This window comes from Micromonospora sp. LOL_015 (assembly GCF_048060275.1).
Lineage (GTDB): Bacteria > Actinomycetota > Actinomycetes > Mycobacteriales > Micromonosporaceae > Micromonospora_E.
The window spans coordinates 48,576-61,213 of sequence record NZ_JBHMIO010000003.1 but is presented as its reverse complement, the minus strand read 5'-3'; the positions used below and the strand labels follow the sequence as shown (position 1 = coordinate 61,213).

Sequence of the window (12,638 nt, the reverse complement as noted above, 5' to 3'; positions counted from 1 at the left end):
GGTGTAGACAATGCCAATCCGTAAGTACAAGCCGACGACGCCGGGCCGCCGTGGTTCGTCCGTCGCCGACTTCGTCGAGATCACCCGGTCCACACCGGAGAAGTCGCTGCTGGTGCCGCTGCCCAAGAAGGGCGGTCGGAACACGCACGGCCGGATCACCGCCCGGCACCACGGCGGTGGCCACAAGCGCCAGTACCGGCTGATCGACTTCAAGCGGGTCGACAAGGACGGCGTACCGGCGAAGGTCGCGCACATCGAGTACGACCCGAACCGGACCGCTCGGATCGCGCTGCTGCACTACGCCGACGGTGAGAAGCGCTACATCATCGCGCCGAAGGACCTGAAGCAGGGCGACACCGTCGAGTCCGGTCCCGGCGCCGACATCAAGCCCGGCAACAACCTGGCGCTGCGCAACATCCCGGTCGGTTCCACCATCCACGGTGTGGAGCTGCGGCCGGGTGGCGGCGCCAAGCTGGCCCGCTCGGCCGGCACCGGCATCCAGCTGCTCGGCCGGGAGGGCGCCTACGCGACGCTGCGGATGCCCTCCGGCGAGATCCGCCGGGTCGACGTGCGCTGCCGGGCCACCATCGGCGAGATCGGCAACGCCGACCAGTCAAACATCAACTGGGGCAAGGCGGGCCGCATGCGGTGGAAGGGCAAGCGCCCGACCGTCCGTGGCGTCGCGATGAACCCGGTCGACCACCCGCACGGTGGTGGTGAGGGCAAGACCTCCGGTGGTCGCCACCCGGTGAACCCGAAGGGCAAGCCGGAGGGCCGGACCCGTCGTAAGGGCCAGCCGAGTGACCGGCTGATCGTCCGCCGCCGCTACGCCACCCGCAAGCGCGGCTAGAAGGAGTCTGGTAGCACATGCCTCGCAGCCTGAAGAAGGGCCCGTTCGTCGACGACCACCTGATGAAGAAGGTGGAGACGCAGAACGACAAGGGCTCGAAGAACGTCATCAAGACCTGGTCGCGGCGCTCGACGATCACCCCGGAGATGCTCGGGCACACGATCGCCGTGCACGACGGGCGCAAGCACGTCCCGGTGTTCATCACCGAGTCGATGGTCGGGCACAAGCTCGGCGAGTTTGCCCTGACCCGCACCTTCAAGGGTCATGAGAAGGACGACCGCAAGAGCCGTCGGCGCTGAGTCGCGGGCACGGATAGAGGATCAAGGGGTTACAGCGATGCCAGTGAAGGGCGACGCTCCGGTGCTTCCGGGCGCGCGGGCGGTTGCGCGGTACGTGCGCATCTCGCCGATGAAGGCGCGTCGGGTGGTCGACCTCGTCCGCGGTCTGCCCGCGAAGGAGGCACTCACCGTCCTGCAGTTCGCGCCGCAGGCCGCCAGTGAGCAGGTGTACAAGGTGCTGGCCAGCGCGATCGCCAACGCCGAGAACAACGAGCAGCTGGACCCCGACGCGCTGCTGGTCAGCGAGGCGTTCGTGGACGAGGGTCCGACGCTGAAGCGGTACCGGCCACGGGCGCAGGGCCGGGCGTACCGGATCCGTAAGCGGACCTGCCACATCACCATCGCGGTGGAGGCCGTCGTCGCGGCGAAGCCGACGCGGCGCGCGGCCAAGGCCCAGCCGGCGAAGGCCGCGAAGAAGGCCCAGCCGGCCGAGGCGGCAGCGACCGACGCACAGCCGGCGGCCGTGGAGCAGACCGAGAGCACGGCGCAGGGCGGCACGACCGCGAACGAGCCGGCCGGCGGCAAGCAGAGCAGCACGGAGGGTGCCGAGTAATGGGTCAGAAAGTTCACCCGCACGGGTTCCGGCTCGGCATCTCGACCGACTGGAAGTCGCGCTGGTACGCGGACAAGCTGTACAAGGACTACATCGCCGAGGACGTCAAGATTCGCCGGATGATGTCCAGCGGTCTCGAGCGGGCCGGCATCTCCAAGGTGGACATCGAGCGGACCCGTGACCGGGTCCGGGTCGACATCCACACCGCCCGCCCGGGCATCGTCATCGGCCGCAAAGGCGCCGAGGCGGACCGGATCCGGGGCAAGCTGGAAAAGCTCACCGGCAAGCAGGTGCAGCTGAACATCCTCGAGGTGAAGAGCCCCGAGTCGGACGCACAGTTGGTCGCGCAGGGCGTCGCCGAGCAGCTGGCCAGCCGGGTCAGCTTCCGGCGGGCGATGCGTAAGGCCATGCAGTCGGCGATGAAGAACCCGATTGTCAAGGGTATCCGGGTGCAGGTCTCCGGCCGGCTCGGCGGTGCGGAGATGAGCCGTACCGAGTTCTACCGCGAGGGTCGGGTGCCGCTGCACACGCTGCGGGCCAACATCGAGTACGGCTTCTTCGAGGCCCGGACCACCTTTGGCCGCATCGGCGTCAAGGTGTGGATCTACAAGGGCGACGCGGTCCCGGGGCGGGAGGCTCCGGCCGAGGCGCCCAGCCGTCCCCGCCGGGAGCGGCCGGACCGGCCCCGTCGCGGGCGTTCCGGCTCCAGCGGGACGACCGCCGGTGGCACCGAGGCCGGCCGAGCGGCCGCCGCGGGGATTTCCGGTGGCCCGTCGACCACGACCAGCAGTGCCGCGCCGGCTGATGCCGCGCCGGCCACTCCGGCCGCTTCGGCCGGAGCGGACAGCTCAGCGCAGGAGGGCTGACAGATGCTGATCCCGCGCAAGCCCCCGAAGGGCTTCCGCAAGCCGCATCACCCGAGCCGTACTGGCGCCGCCAAGGGCGGCACCCGGGTGGTGTTCGGCGAGTTCGGTATCCAGGCGCTCGAGCCGGCGTATGTGACCAACCGTCAGATCGAGTCGGCCCGTATCGCCATGACCCGCCACATCAAGCGTGGTGGCAAGGTCTGGATCACGGTCTTCCCCGACCAGGCGCTGACCAAGAAGCCGGCCGAGACCCGGATGGGGTCCGGTAAGGGCTCGCCCGAGTGGTGGGTCGCCAACATCAAGCCGGGACGGGTGCTCTTCGAGATGTCCTTCCCGAACGAGCAGATCGCGCGTGAGGCGATGCGTCGTGCGATCCACAAGCTCCCGATGAAGTGCCGCATCGTGACGCGCGAAGTGGGTGAAAGCTGATGGCAGCGGGCGTTTCGGCCGCCGAGCTGCGTGAACTCTCCGAGCAGGAGCTGGTCACGAAGCTGCGGGAGGCCAAGGCGGAGCTGTTCAACCTCCGCGTGCAGGCCGCGACCGGTCAGCTGGACAACAACCGCCGGCTGCAGGTCATCCGTCGGGAGATTGCCCGGATCTACACGATCATGCGTGAGCGTGAGTTGGGACTCTCCGCCGCGCCGACTGAGGTGGCTGCATCATGAGTGAGAACACCGCCCCCGAGCAGGGCGCAACGGTCGTCCGGGCCCGCCGCAAGGTTCGCGAAGGGCTCGTGGTCAGCGACAAGATGGAAAAGACCGTCGTCGTCGAGGTCGAGGACCGGGTCAAGCACCGGCTGTACGGCAAGGTCATGCGCCGTACCAGCAAGCTGAAGGCACACGACGAGCAGAACGCGTGCGGGGTCGGTGACCGGGTGCTGCTGATGGAGACCCGGCCGCTGTCCGCCACCAAGCGGTGGCGGGTCGTCGAGATCCTCGAGAAGGCGAAGTAGCCGGGCGACCCGTCCGCCGCCGTCGCGCGGCGTTCGGGTCGGTCGGGTCCGGATGGCAGCCCGCGCGTAGCGCGGACCAGGTTCTTCCAAGCTCCGGGTGACCGGAGGACTGGCAGACATAGGAGATAGACGTGATCCAGCAGGAGTCGCGACTGCGTGTCGCCGACAACACGGGTGCCCGGGAGATCCTGTGCATCCGGGTGCTCGGTGGCTCCGGTCGGCGCTACGCAGGCATCGGCGACGTGATCGTCGGGACGGTCAAGGACGCGATTCCCGGCGCCGGCGTGAAGAAGGGCGACGTGGTGAAGGCCGTCGTGGTCCGGACCGCGAAGGAGAAGCGGCGGCCGGACGGGTCGTACATCCGCTTCGACGAGAACGCTGCCGTCATCATCAAGGACGGTGGGGACCCGCGCGGTACCCGCATCTTCGGCCCGGTCGGGCGTGAGCTGCGGGACAAGCGGTTCATGAAGATCATTTCTTTGGCGCCGGAGGTGCTGTGACCGTGAAGGTGAAGAAGGGCGACACGGTCGTCGTCATCGCCGGTAAGGACAAGGGTGCCAAGGGCAAGGTCATCGCGGCCTACCCACGGCAGGACAAGGTCCTCGTCGAAGGCGTGAACCGGATCAAGAAGCACACCCGCATCCAGACCACCCAGCGCGGCGGGCAGACCGGTGGCATCGTCACCCAGGAAGCTCCGATCCACGTCTCGAACGTGCAGGTGCTCGACTCCGACGGCAAGCCGACCCGGGTCGGTTACCGGTTCGACGACAGCGGCCAGAAGGTGCGGATCGCGCGTAGCAACGGTAAGGACCTGTGATGACCACCGCTACCCAGACCAGGCCGGCGCCGCGCCTCAAGCAGCGGTACCGCGAGGAGACCATCGCGCAACTGCGTGAGCAGTTCCAGTACGCGAACCCGATGCAGGTTCCGGGGCTCGTCAAGATCGTCGTGAACATGGGTGTCGGCGAGGCCGCCCGGGACGCCAAGCTGATCGACGGCGCCATGCGTGACCTGGCCACCATCACCGGTCAGAAGCCGCAGGTGCGTCGGGCGACCAAGTCGATCGCGCAGTTCAAGCTCCGCGAGGGGATGCCAATCGGGGCGAAGGTCACCCTGCGCGGCGACCGGATGTGGGAGTTCCTGGACCGGCTGCTGTCCATCGCGCTGCCCCGGATCCGGGACTTCCGCGGGCTGGACGGTCGCAAGCTCGACGGCAACGGCAACTACACCTTCGGGCTCACCGAGCAGTCGGTGTTCCACGAGATCGACCAGGACCGGATCGACCGCACCCGGGGCATGGACATCACGGTGGTGACCACCGCCAAGACCGACGACGAGGGCCGGGCGCTGCTCAAGCTCCTGGGCTTCCCGTTCAAGGAGAACTGAGCTATGGCCAAGAAGGCGCTGATCATCAAGGCCGCCGCGAAGCCGAAGTTCTCGGTGCGCGCGTACACCCGCTGCCAGCGGTGCGGGCGGCCCAAGGCGGTCTACCGCAAGTTCGGCCTCTGCCGGGTCTGCATCCGGGAGATGGCGCACCGCGGTGAGCTGCCCGGCGTGTCCAAGGCTTCCTGGTAACCCCACCTTGACAGGTCTTCGCCGTAGGCCCGGTGGCACAGCCACCGGGAACCCCGGCGAGAAAGGTTGACGAGACCCATGACGATGACCGACCCGATCGCAGACATGCTGACCCGTCTGCGCAACGCCAACCAGGCGTACCACGACCGGGTGACGATGCCGTACTCGAAGGTCAAGGCGAACATCGCCGAGGTCCTCAAGGCCGAGGGTTACATCTCGACCTGGCAGGTCGAGGACCCCGCAGAGGGTGCCGTCGGCCGGCGGCTGGTGGTCGATTTGAAGTACGGCCAGAACCGGGAGCGCAGCCTCGCCGGGATCAAGCGCGTGTCCAAGCCGGGTCTGCGGGTGTACGCCAAGTCGGATGAGCTGCCCCGGGTGCTCGGCGGCCTGGGCGTGGCGATCATTTCGACGTCCCAGGGGCTGCTCACCGACCGGCAGGCCCGTAAGCGGAGCGTGGGCGGGGAAGTCCTCGCCTTCGTCTGGTAATCGGGAGACTGGTAACAATGTCGCGTATTGGACGTAAGTCGATCCCGGTGCCGGCCGGCGTCGATGTCAAGATCGATGGCCAGACCATCACGGTCAAGGGCCCCAAGGGCGAGCTGTCGCACGTCCTGCCCGAGTCGATCACCGTTGAGCGGGCCGAGGACGGTCAGCTCCAGATCAACCGGGCCAACGACGAGCGCCAGGCCAAGGAACTGCACGGGCTGAGCCGCACCCTGGTGTCGAACATGGTCATCGGGGTGACCGACGGTTACCGAAAGACCCTGGAGATCGCGGGTACGGGTTACCGGGTCACCGCCAAGGGCAAGGACCTGGAGTTCGCGCTCGGGTTCTCGCACCCGGTGCTGGTGCCGGCCCCGGAGGGGATCACCTTCACCGTGGAGCGGCCGACGCTGTTCCACGTGGCCGGGATCAGCAAGTGGCAGGTCGGTGAGGTCGCCGCCAACATTCGGAAGATCCGCCCGCCGGAGCCGTACAAGGGCAAGGGCGTGAAGTACCAGGGCGAGGTCATCCGCCGCAAGGCCGGAAAGGCAGGTAAGAAGTGAGCGCCACACTGTTGAAGCGTCGGGCGGGCGGGAGCGTCTCCGCGCGGCGTGCCATCGGGCGGGCGCGCCGGCACTTCCGGGTGCGCAAGAACCTCAGCGGGACCGCGCAGCGGCCGCGCCTGGTGGTCACCCGTTCCCTGAAGCACATGGTCGCCCAGATCGTCGACGACACCAAGGGCCACACCCTGGCGTCCGCGTCGACCATGGACGCGTCGCTGCGGGGTACCGCGGGTGCCAAGAGCGAACTGGCCGGCAAGGTGGGCGCGCTGCTCGCCGAGCGGGCCAAGGCGGCAGGTATCTCCAAGGTCGTGTTCGACCGTGGGGGCAACCGGTACGCGGGGCGGATCGCCGCGCTGGCCGACGCCGCCCGCGAAGCCGGACTCGAGTTCTAGCGGCCGTCTGATGCCTGTCCAGACGCAAATCGAAGCAAACCCCGTCACGAGTAGGAAGGAAGGCTGCTGATGCCAGGTCAACAGCGTCGTGGCGGCGGGTCCGGTGGCAACGAAGGTGGTCGCCGCGACAACCGCCGTGAGGGCGGTCGCGGCAACGCGCCCGTCGAGAAGACCCCACACCTGGAGCGCGTCGTCGCGATCAACCGGGTCGCCAAGGTCGTGAAGGGCGGTCGGCGTTTCAGCTTCACCGCCCTGGTGATCGTGGGCGACGGTGACGGCACGGTCGGCGTGGGTTACGGCAAGGCCAAGGAGGTGCCGGCGGCGATCGCCAAGGGCGTCGAGGAGGCCAAAAAGCACTTCTTCAAGGTGCCCCGGATCGCCGCGTCGATCCCGCACCCGGTGCAGGGCGAGGACGCCGCCGGCGTGGTCCTGCTCAAGCCGGCGAGCGCCGGTACGGGTGTGATCGCCGGTGGCCCGGTGCGTGCGGTGCTGGAGTGCGCGGGCATCCACGACGTGCTCTCCAAGAGCCTCGGCTCGTCGAACCCGATCAACATCGTGCACGCCACGGTCGCCGCGCTGAAGAGCCTGGAGTCGCCGGAGGCGGTCGCCACCCGGCGTGGCCTGCCGGTCGAGGACGTGGCCCCAGCCGCGATGCTCGCGTCCCGCGCGGGCGCAGGGGCGTGACAGCGAAGATGAACGGAGGGCGGCTGTGATGGCACGTCTCAAGGTGACCCAGGTCCGGTCCGGGATCGGGACCAAGCGTAACCAGCGGGAGTCGCTGCGGTCGCTCGGTCTGAAGCGGATCAACGACGTGGTGGTCAAGGAGGACCGGCCCGAGATCCGGGGCATGATCTTCACCGTGAACCACCTCGTGACGGTCGAGGAGGTCGAGTAATGGCGATCAAGGTCCACCACCTCCGGCCGGCGCCGGGGGCCAAGACCGCGAAGACCCGGGTGGGCCGCGGTGAGGGCTCCAAGGGCAAGACCGCCGGTCGGGGCACCAAGGGCTCCAAGGCCCGCAAGAACATCCCGGCGGCGTTCGAGGGTGGGCAGATGCCCATCCACATGCGTCTGCCGAAGCTGAAGGGCTTTAAGAACCGGTTCAAGGTCGTCTACCAGGTGGTCAACCTGGACCGGTTGGCGGAGCTCTTCCCGAACGGTGGTGAGGTCGGTCCGCAGCAGTTGGCCGAGTCCGGTGCGGTCCGCAAGGGCCAGCCGGTCAAGGTGCTGGGCAGCGGCGACCTCGGTGGTGTATCTCTCCAGGTGTCGGCGCACGCGTTCAGCGGGTCGGCCAAGGAGAAGATCACCGCAGCTGGCGGCTCGGTCACCGAGCTCTGAACGCCCAGCTTGGACGTGGCGCTCGCTCAGTTGTCCGCGACTGACGGGCGCCACGGCCTACTGGTGAAGCCTCCGTCCCGTTAATATCGGGACCGGTGTATGTTCTAGGCACGCCTGCCCAGACCGACGCCGGACTGTTAGAGTCCGATGCCAGCCATGGATATCGGGCGCTCCGCACCCATCCCGACCCGCCAGAACATCCGGCGGCCGCCTCGCGCAGGAGGAAGAAGTTGCTCTCCGCCTTTCTCAGTGCGTTTCGCACGCCTGACCTGCGCAAGAAGCTGCTGTTCACGGTCTTCATCGTCGCGGTCTACCGGCTCGGCGCCACGCTGCCGAGCCCAGGCGTGTCGTACGGCAACGTGCAGCAGTGCATCACCGTCATGGAGTCCGGGGACTCCAGCGGGGTCTTCACCCTGCTGAACCTCTTCTCCGGCGGTGCGTTGCTGTCCCTGTCCGTCTTCGCGCTGGGCATCATGCCCTACATCACCGCGTCGATCATCCTGCAGCTGCTCACGGTGGTCATTCCGCGGCTGGAGCAGCTCCGCAAGGAGGGGCAGTCCGGCCAGGTCAAGATCACCCAGTACACCCGTTACCTGACCCTGGGCCTGGGTATCCTGCAGGCCTCGGCGTTCGTCGCGTTGGCCCGCTCCGGTCAGCTGTTCAACAACCTGTGCGACGACTACCCGATCATCCCCGACGGGACCGGCCTGCCGATCTGGCTGACGCTCAGCGTGCTGGTCATCACGATGACCGCCGGCACCGGCATGGTGATGTGGCTCGGCGAGCTGATCACCGACCGGGGTGTCGGCAACGGCATGTCGGTGCTGATCTTCACCTCGATCGCGGCACGGCTGCCCAGCGAGGGGTGGACGATCAAGAACACCCACGGCTGGGGCATGTTCGGTCTGGTGATCGTGCTGGTCCTGGTGGTCATCACCGCCGTGGTCTTCATCGAGCAGGCACAGCGCCGGATCCCCGTGCAGTACGCCAAGCGGATGATCGGCCGGCGGATGTACGGCGGCACCTCGACCTACATCCCGTTGAAGGTCAACCAGGCCGGGGTCATCCCGGTGATCTTCGCCTCGTCGGTGCTCTACCTGCCGCAGCTCGGGCTGCAGTTCTTCGATCCGAACGACCCTGGTCAGGTCCAGGCGTGGATCCAGAACAACTTGGCGAACCCGACCAGCCCGATCTACATCATCACGTACTTCTTTATGATCATCTTCTTCACGTACTTCTACGTGTCGATCACGTTCAACCCGACCGAGGTCGCGGAGAACATGAAGAAGTACGGTGGCTTCGTGCCCGGCATCCGGCCGGGCCGGCCCACGGCCGAGTACCTCGACTTCATCCTCAGCCGGATCACCCTCCCCGGTGCGCTCTACCTCGGCATCATCTCTGTGCTGCCGAACTTCTTCTTCATCTGGCTGGACAGCGACCAGTACGTGAACTTCCCGTTCGGCGGCACCGCCGTGCTCATCATGGTCGGTGTCGGTCTGGAAACCGTGAAGCAGATCGAGAGCCAACTCATGCAGCGCAACTACGAAGGGTTCCTCCGGTAGATGAGGCTGGTACTGGTCGGTCCCCCCGGGGCGGGGAAGGGGACCCAGGCCGAGTTCATCGCCGCTCACCTGGTCGTGCCCAAGATCTCGACCGGGGACATCTTCCGGGCCAACGTCTCCCAGGGCACGCCGCTGGGTGTCGAGGCCAAGCGATACATGGACGCCGGCAAGCTGGTTCCGGACGAGGTGACCATCAACATGGTCCGGGACCGGCTGGCCGAGCCGGACGCCGCCGAAGGCTTCCTGCTCGACGGCTTCCCGCGGACCACTCCGCAGGCCGCCGCGCTGGACAAGCTGCTGGCCGACCTCGGCACCGCGCTGGATCTGGTGCTGGAGCTGGTCGTCGACGACGACGAGGTGATCCGGCGGCTGTCCGGTCGCCGTACCTGTCGCGGCTGCGGCAAGATCTGGCACGTCGAGTTCGACGCGCCGGCGACCGAGGGCCGCTGTGACCGGTGCGGCGCCGAGCTGTTCCAGCGCGACGACGACAAGCCCGAGACCATCGCCCATCGCCTGGTGGAGTACGCCGAGAAAACCGCGCCGCTAGTCGACTTCTACGGTGCCCAGGGCAAGCTGGTCGGGATCGACGCCACCGGGCCGGTCGAGGACGTCACCGTACGCGCGATCGACGCCCTGCGTTCGTACGGCGGGTAGCGTCCGATGCGCCGCCAGCAGTTGGACATCCAGCTCAAGACCCCGGAGCAGATCGACCGGATGCGTACCGCCGGCCTGGTGGTCGCCGATGCCCTGGCCCGGATGCGGGCGGCGATCGCCCCCGGCGTCTCCACCGCCGACCTGGACGCCATCGCCGCGGAGACGATCCGCGACGCCGGCGCTGTCCCGTCGTTCAAGGGCTACCACGGCTACCCGGCGACCATCTGCTCCTCGGTCAACGAGCAGGTGGTGCACGCGATCCCGGCGGCTGGGCAGGTGCTGCGCGACGGTGACGTCATCTCGGTCGACTGCGGAGCCGTACTGGACGGCTGGCACGGCGACGCGGCCTTCACCGCTCCGGTCGGGGAGGTACGTCCGGAGCTGCTGCGGATGATCACGGTCGCTGAGGACGCGCTGTGGGCTGGGATCGCCGCTGCGGCGCGCGGGGCGGTCAGCGGCCGCGGCCGACTCACTGACATCTCGTACGCGGTGGAACGGGCGATCCGCACGGGCGGCCGGTACGGCATCGTCGAGGGCTACGGCGGCCACGGGATCGGTACCGAGATGCACCAGGACCCGCACGTGCTCAACTACGGCCGGCCGGGCAAGGGCCCGCGCCTGGTCCCGGGGATGGCGTTGGCCATCGAGCCGATGATCACCGAAGGGTCGGCCCGCACCAACGAACTCGCCGACGGCTGGACGGTGGTGACCCGGGACGGGTCGATGGCGGTGCACGTCGAGCATTCGATGGCGCTGTTGCCGGACGGTGTCTGGGTGTTGACCGAGCCGGACGGCGGGCGTTCCCGGCTCGGCGATCTGGTGACCGCCCGTCAGCCGGCCGATTCTCGACGCTGACCCGGGGCCTGCCCCGGCTCCGGCCGCCCCTCGGCCCGGTGCCGGTCTGGCCGGGCTGGCACCGGGGTGTCAAGCTGGTAGCCATGGATCGGCGGGACGGGATGCGGGCGGCCGACGCCGACCGGGAGGCAGTGGCCGAGCGGTTGCGTAACGCGCTGAGCGAGGGTCGACTGGATCTTGCCGAGTTCGACGAGCGGTTGCAGCGGGCCTATGCGGCGAAGACGTACGGTGATCTGGGCGGCCTGCTCGACGATCTGCCACCGGTGACCGCCGCCGGACGCTCGCAGTTGGCGCCGGTCGTCACCGACGGGTTGCCCGCCGAGTTGACTCCCGGCCCGGACGGGCGCTATCCCGGTGCGACCCGCCGGTGGCTGGTCAACGAGTGGGACGGGTACGGGGCGGCGGTCGGGATCACCATCGCGATCTGGGCGGTGACCTGCGTCATGACTCAAAACCTGCTGTACTTCTGGCCGGGCTGGGTGGCCGGCCCGTGGGGTGCGGTGCTGCTGGTGACCACCGTGCTGGGCCTGATCAAGGGTGAGCCGCAGCGGTGTGCGGCCAAGCAGGCCCGGCAGCAGTTGGCCAGGCAGGAGAAGGCGGAACGGAAGCGGATCGAGCACGAGTCCGGTGGGTCCGGCGGTCCGGCCCCGGGCCAGGGGTAGCCACCCGGCCGCACACCGGACGCCAAGCGGTCGGCCGGCGGCCTGACCGACGCCCGGCGGGTCGCCGGTAAACTCCCTGCTCCTGCCGCTTTGTCGGGTATGCTGACCTGCGGCAGCGCGCGGTTTGCTGTCCGCGTGACAACCCGCGTACACTGATAGATCGGCGCACAGCGTCCACTCCAGCGTGCCTGCTCTGCGCTTCGGCAGGCCGTGTCTGATCGGGTGTCGCCTGGGTTTCCGTAACCCGGGCCGAGCCCGTCGTCAGACGTCTGGAGCCGCGGCTGGCGCGGACGAATCGGTACGGTCGGCAGGCCGGACGGGTCCGTCCGCGAATGGTGTTGTGAGCCGATCCCGAGCAACCGACGTCAGGACAGCGGAGGACATGCCGAAAAAAGACGGGGCCATCGAGATCGAAGGTCGAGTGATCGAGCCACTACCGAACGCCATGTTCCGGGTGGAGCTCGCCAACGGCCACAAGGTACTGGCTCACATCAGCGGCAAGATGCGGCAGCACTACATTCGCATCCTGCCCGAGGACCGGGTCGTCGTCGAGCTTTCGCCGTACGACCTCACCCGAGGGCGCATCGTCTATCGCTACAAGTAACCGCCTGACGGCCGGCCGGGGCGTCCCGTGTCCGTCCTCAAGCCCGCACCGCATACGCGGCCGGGCGTCAACGGAAGTAAGGCACACCGTGAAGGTCAAGCCGAGCGTCAAGAGGATCTGCAACAAGTGCCGGGTGATCCGCCGGCACGGCCGGGTGATGGTCATCTGCACCGACCCCCGGCACAAGCAGCGCCAGGGCTGACCCCGAGCCGACCGGCAGGAGCCGGGCCGGCGACGGGGCGGTTCAGGCGGCCGATCGCACAACAGCACATGCTCGTTCCAGCCGCGAGCACCCGGTGACCATGTCGCCGTGTCCGTGGCGCAACCCCCGGTCGGAGGCCGGGGCCCGGCATGCCGGCCCACTCAGCTGAGTGGTCGGCGAGGGCAGCCG

The 12,638-nt window shown here is 68.3% G+C and carries 23 protein-coding genes; all 23 read left to right on the top strand.

What is annotated here, in order from left to right:
- The first annotated feature begins 10 nt into the window (after nucleotides 1-10).
- The gene (gene rplB / locus ACFHWU_RS04360; RefSeq protein WP_416551276.1) at nucleotides 11-850 is read left to right on the top strand and encodes a 50S ribosomal protein L2; all 840 of its coding nucleotides are present in this window, start codon (nucleotides 11-13) and stop codon (nucleotides 848-850) included.
- Nucleotides 851-867: 17 nt separating this feature from the next.
- Entirely contained in the window at nucleotides 868-1,149 is a 282-nt protein-coding gene (gene rpsS / locus ACFHWU_RS04355; protein ID WP_123606145.1) for a 30S ribosomal protein S19, read from the top strand.
- Between the two features lie 37 nt (nucleotides 1,150-1,186).
- Complete coding sequence (gene rplV / locus ACFHWU_RS04350) at nucleotides 1,187-1,741, top strand: 50S ribosomal protein L22 (protein ID WP_416589857.1); 555 nt, start codon at nucleotides 1,187-1,189, stop codon at nucleotides 1,739-1,741.
- Entirely contained in the window at nucleotides 1,741-2,607 is an 867-nt protein-coding gene (rpsC, locus tag ACFHWU_RS04345) for a 30S ribosomal protein S3 (protein WP_416551278.1), read from the top strand. Before rplV ends, rpsC begins: the two co-directional genes overlap by 1 nt.
- A gap of 3 nt (nucleotides 2,608-2,610) precedes the next feature.
- Nucleotides 2,611-3,036, top strand: a complete 426-nt coding sequence (gene rplP / locus ACFHWU_RS04340; RefSeq protein ID WP_123606142.1) for a 50S ribosomal protein L16 — start codon at nucleotides 2,611-2,613, stop codon at nucleotides 3,034-3,036.
- Nucleotides 3,036-3,272, top strand: coding sequence for a 50S ribosomal protein L29 (gene rpmC, locus ACFHWU_RS04335; RefSeq protein ID WP_416551279.1), 237 nt, complete (start codon nucleotides 3,036-3,038; stop codon nucleotides 3,270-3,272). Before rplP ends, rpmC begins: the two co-directional genes overlap by 1 nt.
- Nucleotides 3,269-3,559 carry a 30S ribosomal protein S17 gene (gene rpsQ, locus ACFHWU_RS04330; RefSeq protein WP_123606140.1) on the top strand — a complete coding sequence of 97 codons (291 nt, stop codon included), beginning with the start codon at nucleotides 3,269-3,271 and terminating at the stop codon, nucleotides 3,557-3,559. Before rpmC ends, rpsQ begins: the two co-directional genes overlap by 4 nt.
- Nucleotides 3,560-3,690: 131 nt before the next feature.
- Entirely contained in the window at nucleotides 3,691-4,059 is a 369-nt protein-coding gene (gene rplN, locus ACFHWU_RS04325) for a 50S ribosomal protein L14 (RefSeq protein WP_123606139.1), read from the top strand.
- A complete protein-coding gene (gene rplX, locus ACFHWU_RS04320) occupies nucleotides 4,056-4,376 on the top strand; it encodes a 50S ribosomal protein L24 (protein WP_123606138.1) in 321 nt (106 codons plus the stop codon). Before rplN ends, rplX begins: the two co-directional genes overlap by 4 nt.
- Entirely contained in the window at nucleotides 4,376-4,945 is a 570-nt protein-coding gene (rplE, locus tag ACFHWU_RS04315; protein ID WP_278173693.1) for a 50S ribosomal protein L5, read from the top strand. Before rplX ends, rplE begins: the two co-directional genes overlap by 1 nt.
- Before the next feature lie 3 nt (nucleotides 4,946-4,948).
- On the top strand, nucleotides 4,949-5,134 hold the full coding sequence (locus tag ACFHWU_RS04310) for a type Z 30S ribosomal protein S14 (protein ID WP_007465272.1): 186 nt from the start codon (nucleotides 4,949-4,951) through the stop codon (nucleotides 5,132-5,134).
- A gap of 78 nt (nucleotides 5,135-5,212) precedes the next feature.
- The gene (rpsH, locus tag ACFHWU_RS04305; RefSeq protein WP_123606136.1) at nucleotides 5,213-5,620 is read left to right on the top strand and encodes a 30S ribosomal protein S8; all 408 of its coding nucleotides are present in this window, start codon (nucleotides 5,213-5,215) and stop codon (nucleotides 5,618-5,620) included.
- Nucleotides 5,621-5,637: 17 nt separating this feature from the next.
- Nucleotides 5,638-6,180 (top strand): 50S ribosomal protein L6, encoded by a 543-nt coding sequence (gene rplF / locus ACFHWU_RS04300; RefSeq protein ID WP_416589856.1) that lies wholly within the window; start codon nucleotides 5,638-5,640, stop codon nucleotides 6,178-6,180.
- An 8-nt stretch (nucleotides 6,181-6,188) separates the two neighbouring features.
- Nucleotides 6,189-6,572: a 50S ribosomal protein L18 gene (gene rplR / locus ACFHWU_RS04295; RefSeq protein ID WP_416551407.1), complete on the top strand. Its 384-nt coding sequence runs from the start codon at nucleotides 6,189-6,191 to the stop codon at nucleotides 6,570-6,572.
- Nucleotides 6,573-6,641: 69 nt separating this feature from the next.
- Nucleotides 6,642-7,256 carry a 30S ribosomal protein S5 gene (gene rpsE, locus ACFHWU_RS04290; protein ID WP_123606133.1) on the top strand — a complete coding sequence of 205 codons (615 nt, stop codon included), beginning with the start codon at nucleotides 6,642-6,644 and terminating at the stop codon, nucleotides 7,254-7,256.
- A gap of 28 nt (nucleotides 7,257-7,284) precedes the next feature.
- On the top strand, nucleotides 7,285-7,467 hold the full coding sequence (rpmD, locus tag ACFHWU_RS04285; protein WP_416551281.1) for a 50S ribosomal protein L30: 183 nt from the start codon (nucleotides 7,285-7,287) through the stop codon (nucleotides 7,465-7,467).
- Nucleotides 7,467-7,910, top strand: a complete 444-nt coding sequence (gene rplO / locus ACFHWU_RS04280) for a 50S ribosomal protein L15 (RefSeq protein WP_278173697.1) — start codon at nucleotides 7,467-7,469, stop codon at nucleotides 7,908-7,910. The genes rpmD and rplO overlap by 1 nt, the downstream gene beginning before the upstream one ends.
- A gap of 230 nt (nucleotides 7,911-8,140) precedes the next feature.
- Complete coding sequence (gene secY, locus ACFHWU_RS04275) at nucleotides 8,141-9,472, top strand: preprotein translocase subunit SecY (protein ID WP_416589855.1); 1,332 nt, start codon at nucleotides 8,141-8,143, stop codon at nucleotides 9,470-9,472.
- Complete coding sequence (locus tag ACFHWU_RS04270; RefSeq protein WP_416551283.1) at nucleotides 9,473-10,126, top strand: adenylate kinase; 654 nt, start codon at nucleotides 9,473-9,475, stop codon at nucleotides 10,124-10,126. It begins immediately after the preceding gene.
- Between the two features lie 6 nt (nucleotides 10,127-10,132).
- Nucleotides 10,133-10,981: a type I methionyl aminopeptidase gene (gene map, locus ACFHWU_RS04265; protein WP_416589854.1), complete on the top strand. Its 849-nt coding sequence runs from the start codon at nucleotides 10,133-10,135 to the stop codon at nucleotides 10,979-10,981.
- Nucleotides 10,982-11,064: 83 nt separating this feature from the next.
- Nucleotides 11,065-11,643 (top strand): DUF1707 SHOCT-like domain-containing protein, encoded by a 579-nt coding sequence (locus tag ACFHWU_RS04260; RefSeq protein WP_416589853.1) that lies wholly within the window; start codon nucleotides 11,065-11,067, stop codon nucleotides 11,641-11,643.
- Nucleotides 11,644-12,025: 382 nt separating this feature from the next.
- Entirely contained in the window at nucleotides 12,026-12,247 is a 222-nt protein-coding gene (gene infA / locus ACFHWU_RS04255; protein WP_007073013.1) for a translation initiation factor IF-1, read from the top strand.
- A gap of 88 nt (nucleotides 12,248-12,335) precedes the next feature.
- On the top strand, nucleotides 12,336-12,449 hold the full coding sequence (gene rpmJ / locus ACFHWU_RS04250) for a 50S ribosomal protein L36 (protein ID WP_012184307.1): 114 nt from the start codon (nucleotides 12,336-12,338) through the stop codon (nucleotides 12,447-12,449).
- Nucleotides 12,450-12,638 lie beyond the last annotated feature (189 nt).

Coding starts and splice junctions, on each gene's coding strand:
- rplB (WP_416551276.1), top strand. CDS start 11: ATGCCAATCCGTAAGTACAAGCCGACGACGCCGGGCCGCCGTGGTTCG.
- rpsS (WP_123606145.1), top strand. CDS start 868: ATGCCTCGCAGCCTGAAGAAGGGCCCGTTCGTCGACGACCACCTGATG.
- rplV (WP_416589857.1), top strand. CDS start 1,187: ATGCCAGTGAAGGGCGACGCTCCGGTGCTTCCGGGCGCGCGGGCGGTT.
- rpsC (WP_416551278.1), top strand. CDS start 1,741: ATGGGTCAGAAAGTTCACCCGCACGGGTTCCGGCTCGGCATCTCGACC.
- rplP (WP_123606142.1), top strand. CDS start 2,611: ATGCTGATCCCGCGCAAGCCCCCGAAGGGCTTCCGCAAGCCGCATCAC.
- rpmC (WP_416551279.1), top strand. CDS start 3,036: ATGGCAGCGGGCGTTTCGGCCGCCGAGCTGCGTGAACTCTCCGAGCAG.
- rpsQ (WP_123606140.1), top strand. CDS start 3,269: ATGAGTGAGAACACCGCCCCCGAGCAGGGCGCAACGGTCGTCCGGGCC.
- rplE (WP_278173693.1), top strand. CDS start 4,376: ATGACCACCGCTACCCAGACCAGGCCGGCGCCGCGCCTCAAGCAGCGG.
- ACFHWU_RS04310 (WP_007465272.1), top strand. CDS start 4,949: ATGGCCAAGAAGGCGCTGATCATCAAGGCCGCCGCGAAGCCGAAGTTC.
- rpsH (WP_123606136.1), top strand. CDS start 5,213: ATGACGATGACCGACCCGATCGCAGACATGCTGACCCGTCTGCGCAAC.
- rplF (WP_416589856.1), top strand. CDS start 5,638: ATGTCGCGTATTGGACGTAAGTCGATCCCGGTGCCGGCCGGCGTCGAT.
- rpsE (WP_123606133.1), top strand. CDS start 6,642: ATGCCAGGTCAACAGCGTCGTGGCGGCGGGTCCGGTGGCAACGAAGGT.
- rpmD (WP_416551281.1), top strand. CDS start 7,285: ATGGCACGTCTCAAGGTGACCCAGGTCCGGTCCGGGATCGGGACCAAG.
- rplO (WP_278173697.1), top strand. CDS start 7,467: ATGGCGATCAAGGTCCACCACCTCCGGCCGGCGCCGGGGGCCAAGACC.
- ACFHWU_RS04270 (WP_416551283.1), top strand. CDS start 9,473: ATGAGGCTGGTACTGGTCGGTCCCCCCGGGGCGGGGAAGGGGACCCAG.
- map (WP_416589854.1), top strand. CDS start 10,133: ATGCGCCGCCAGCAGTTGGACATCCAGCTCAAGACCCCGGAGCAGATC.
- ACFHWU_RS04260 (WP_416589853.1), top strand. CDS start 11,065: ATGGATCGGCGGGACGGGATGCGGGCGGCCGACGCCGACCGGGAGGCA.
- infA (WP_007073013.1), top strand. CDS start 12,026: ATGCCGAAAAAAGACGGGGCCATCGAGATCGAAGGTCGAGTGATCGAG.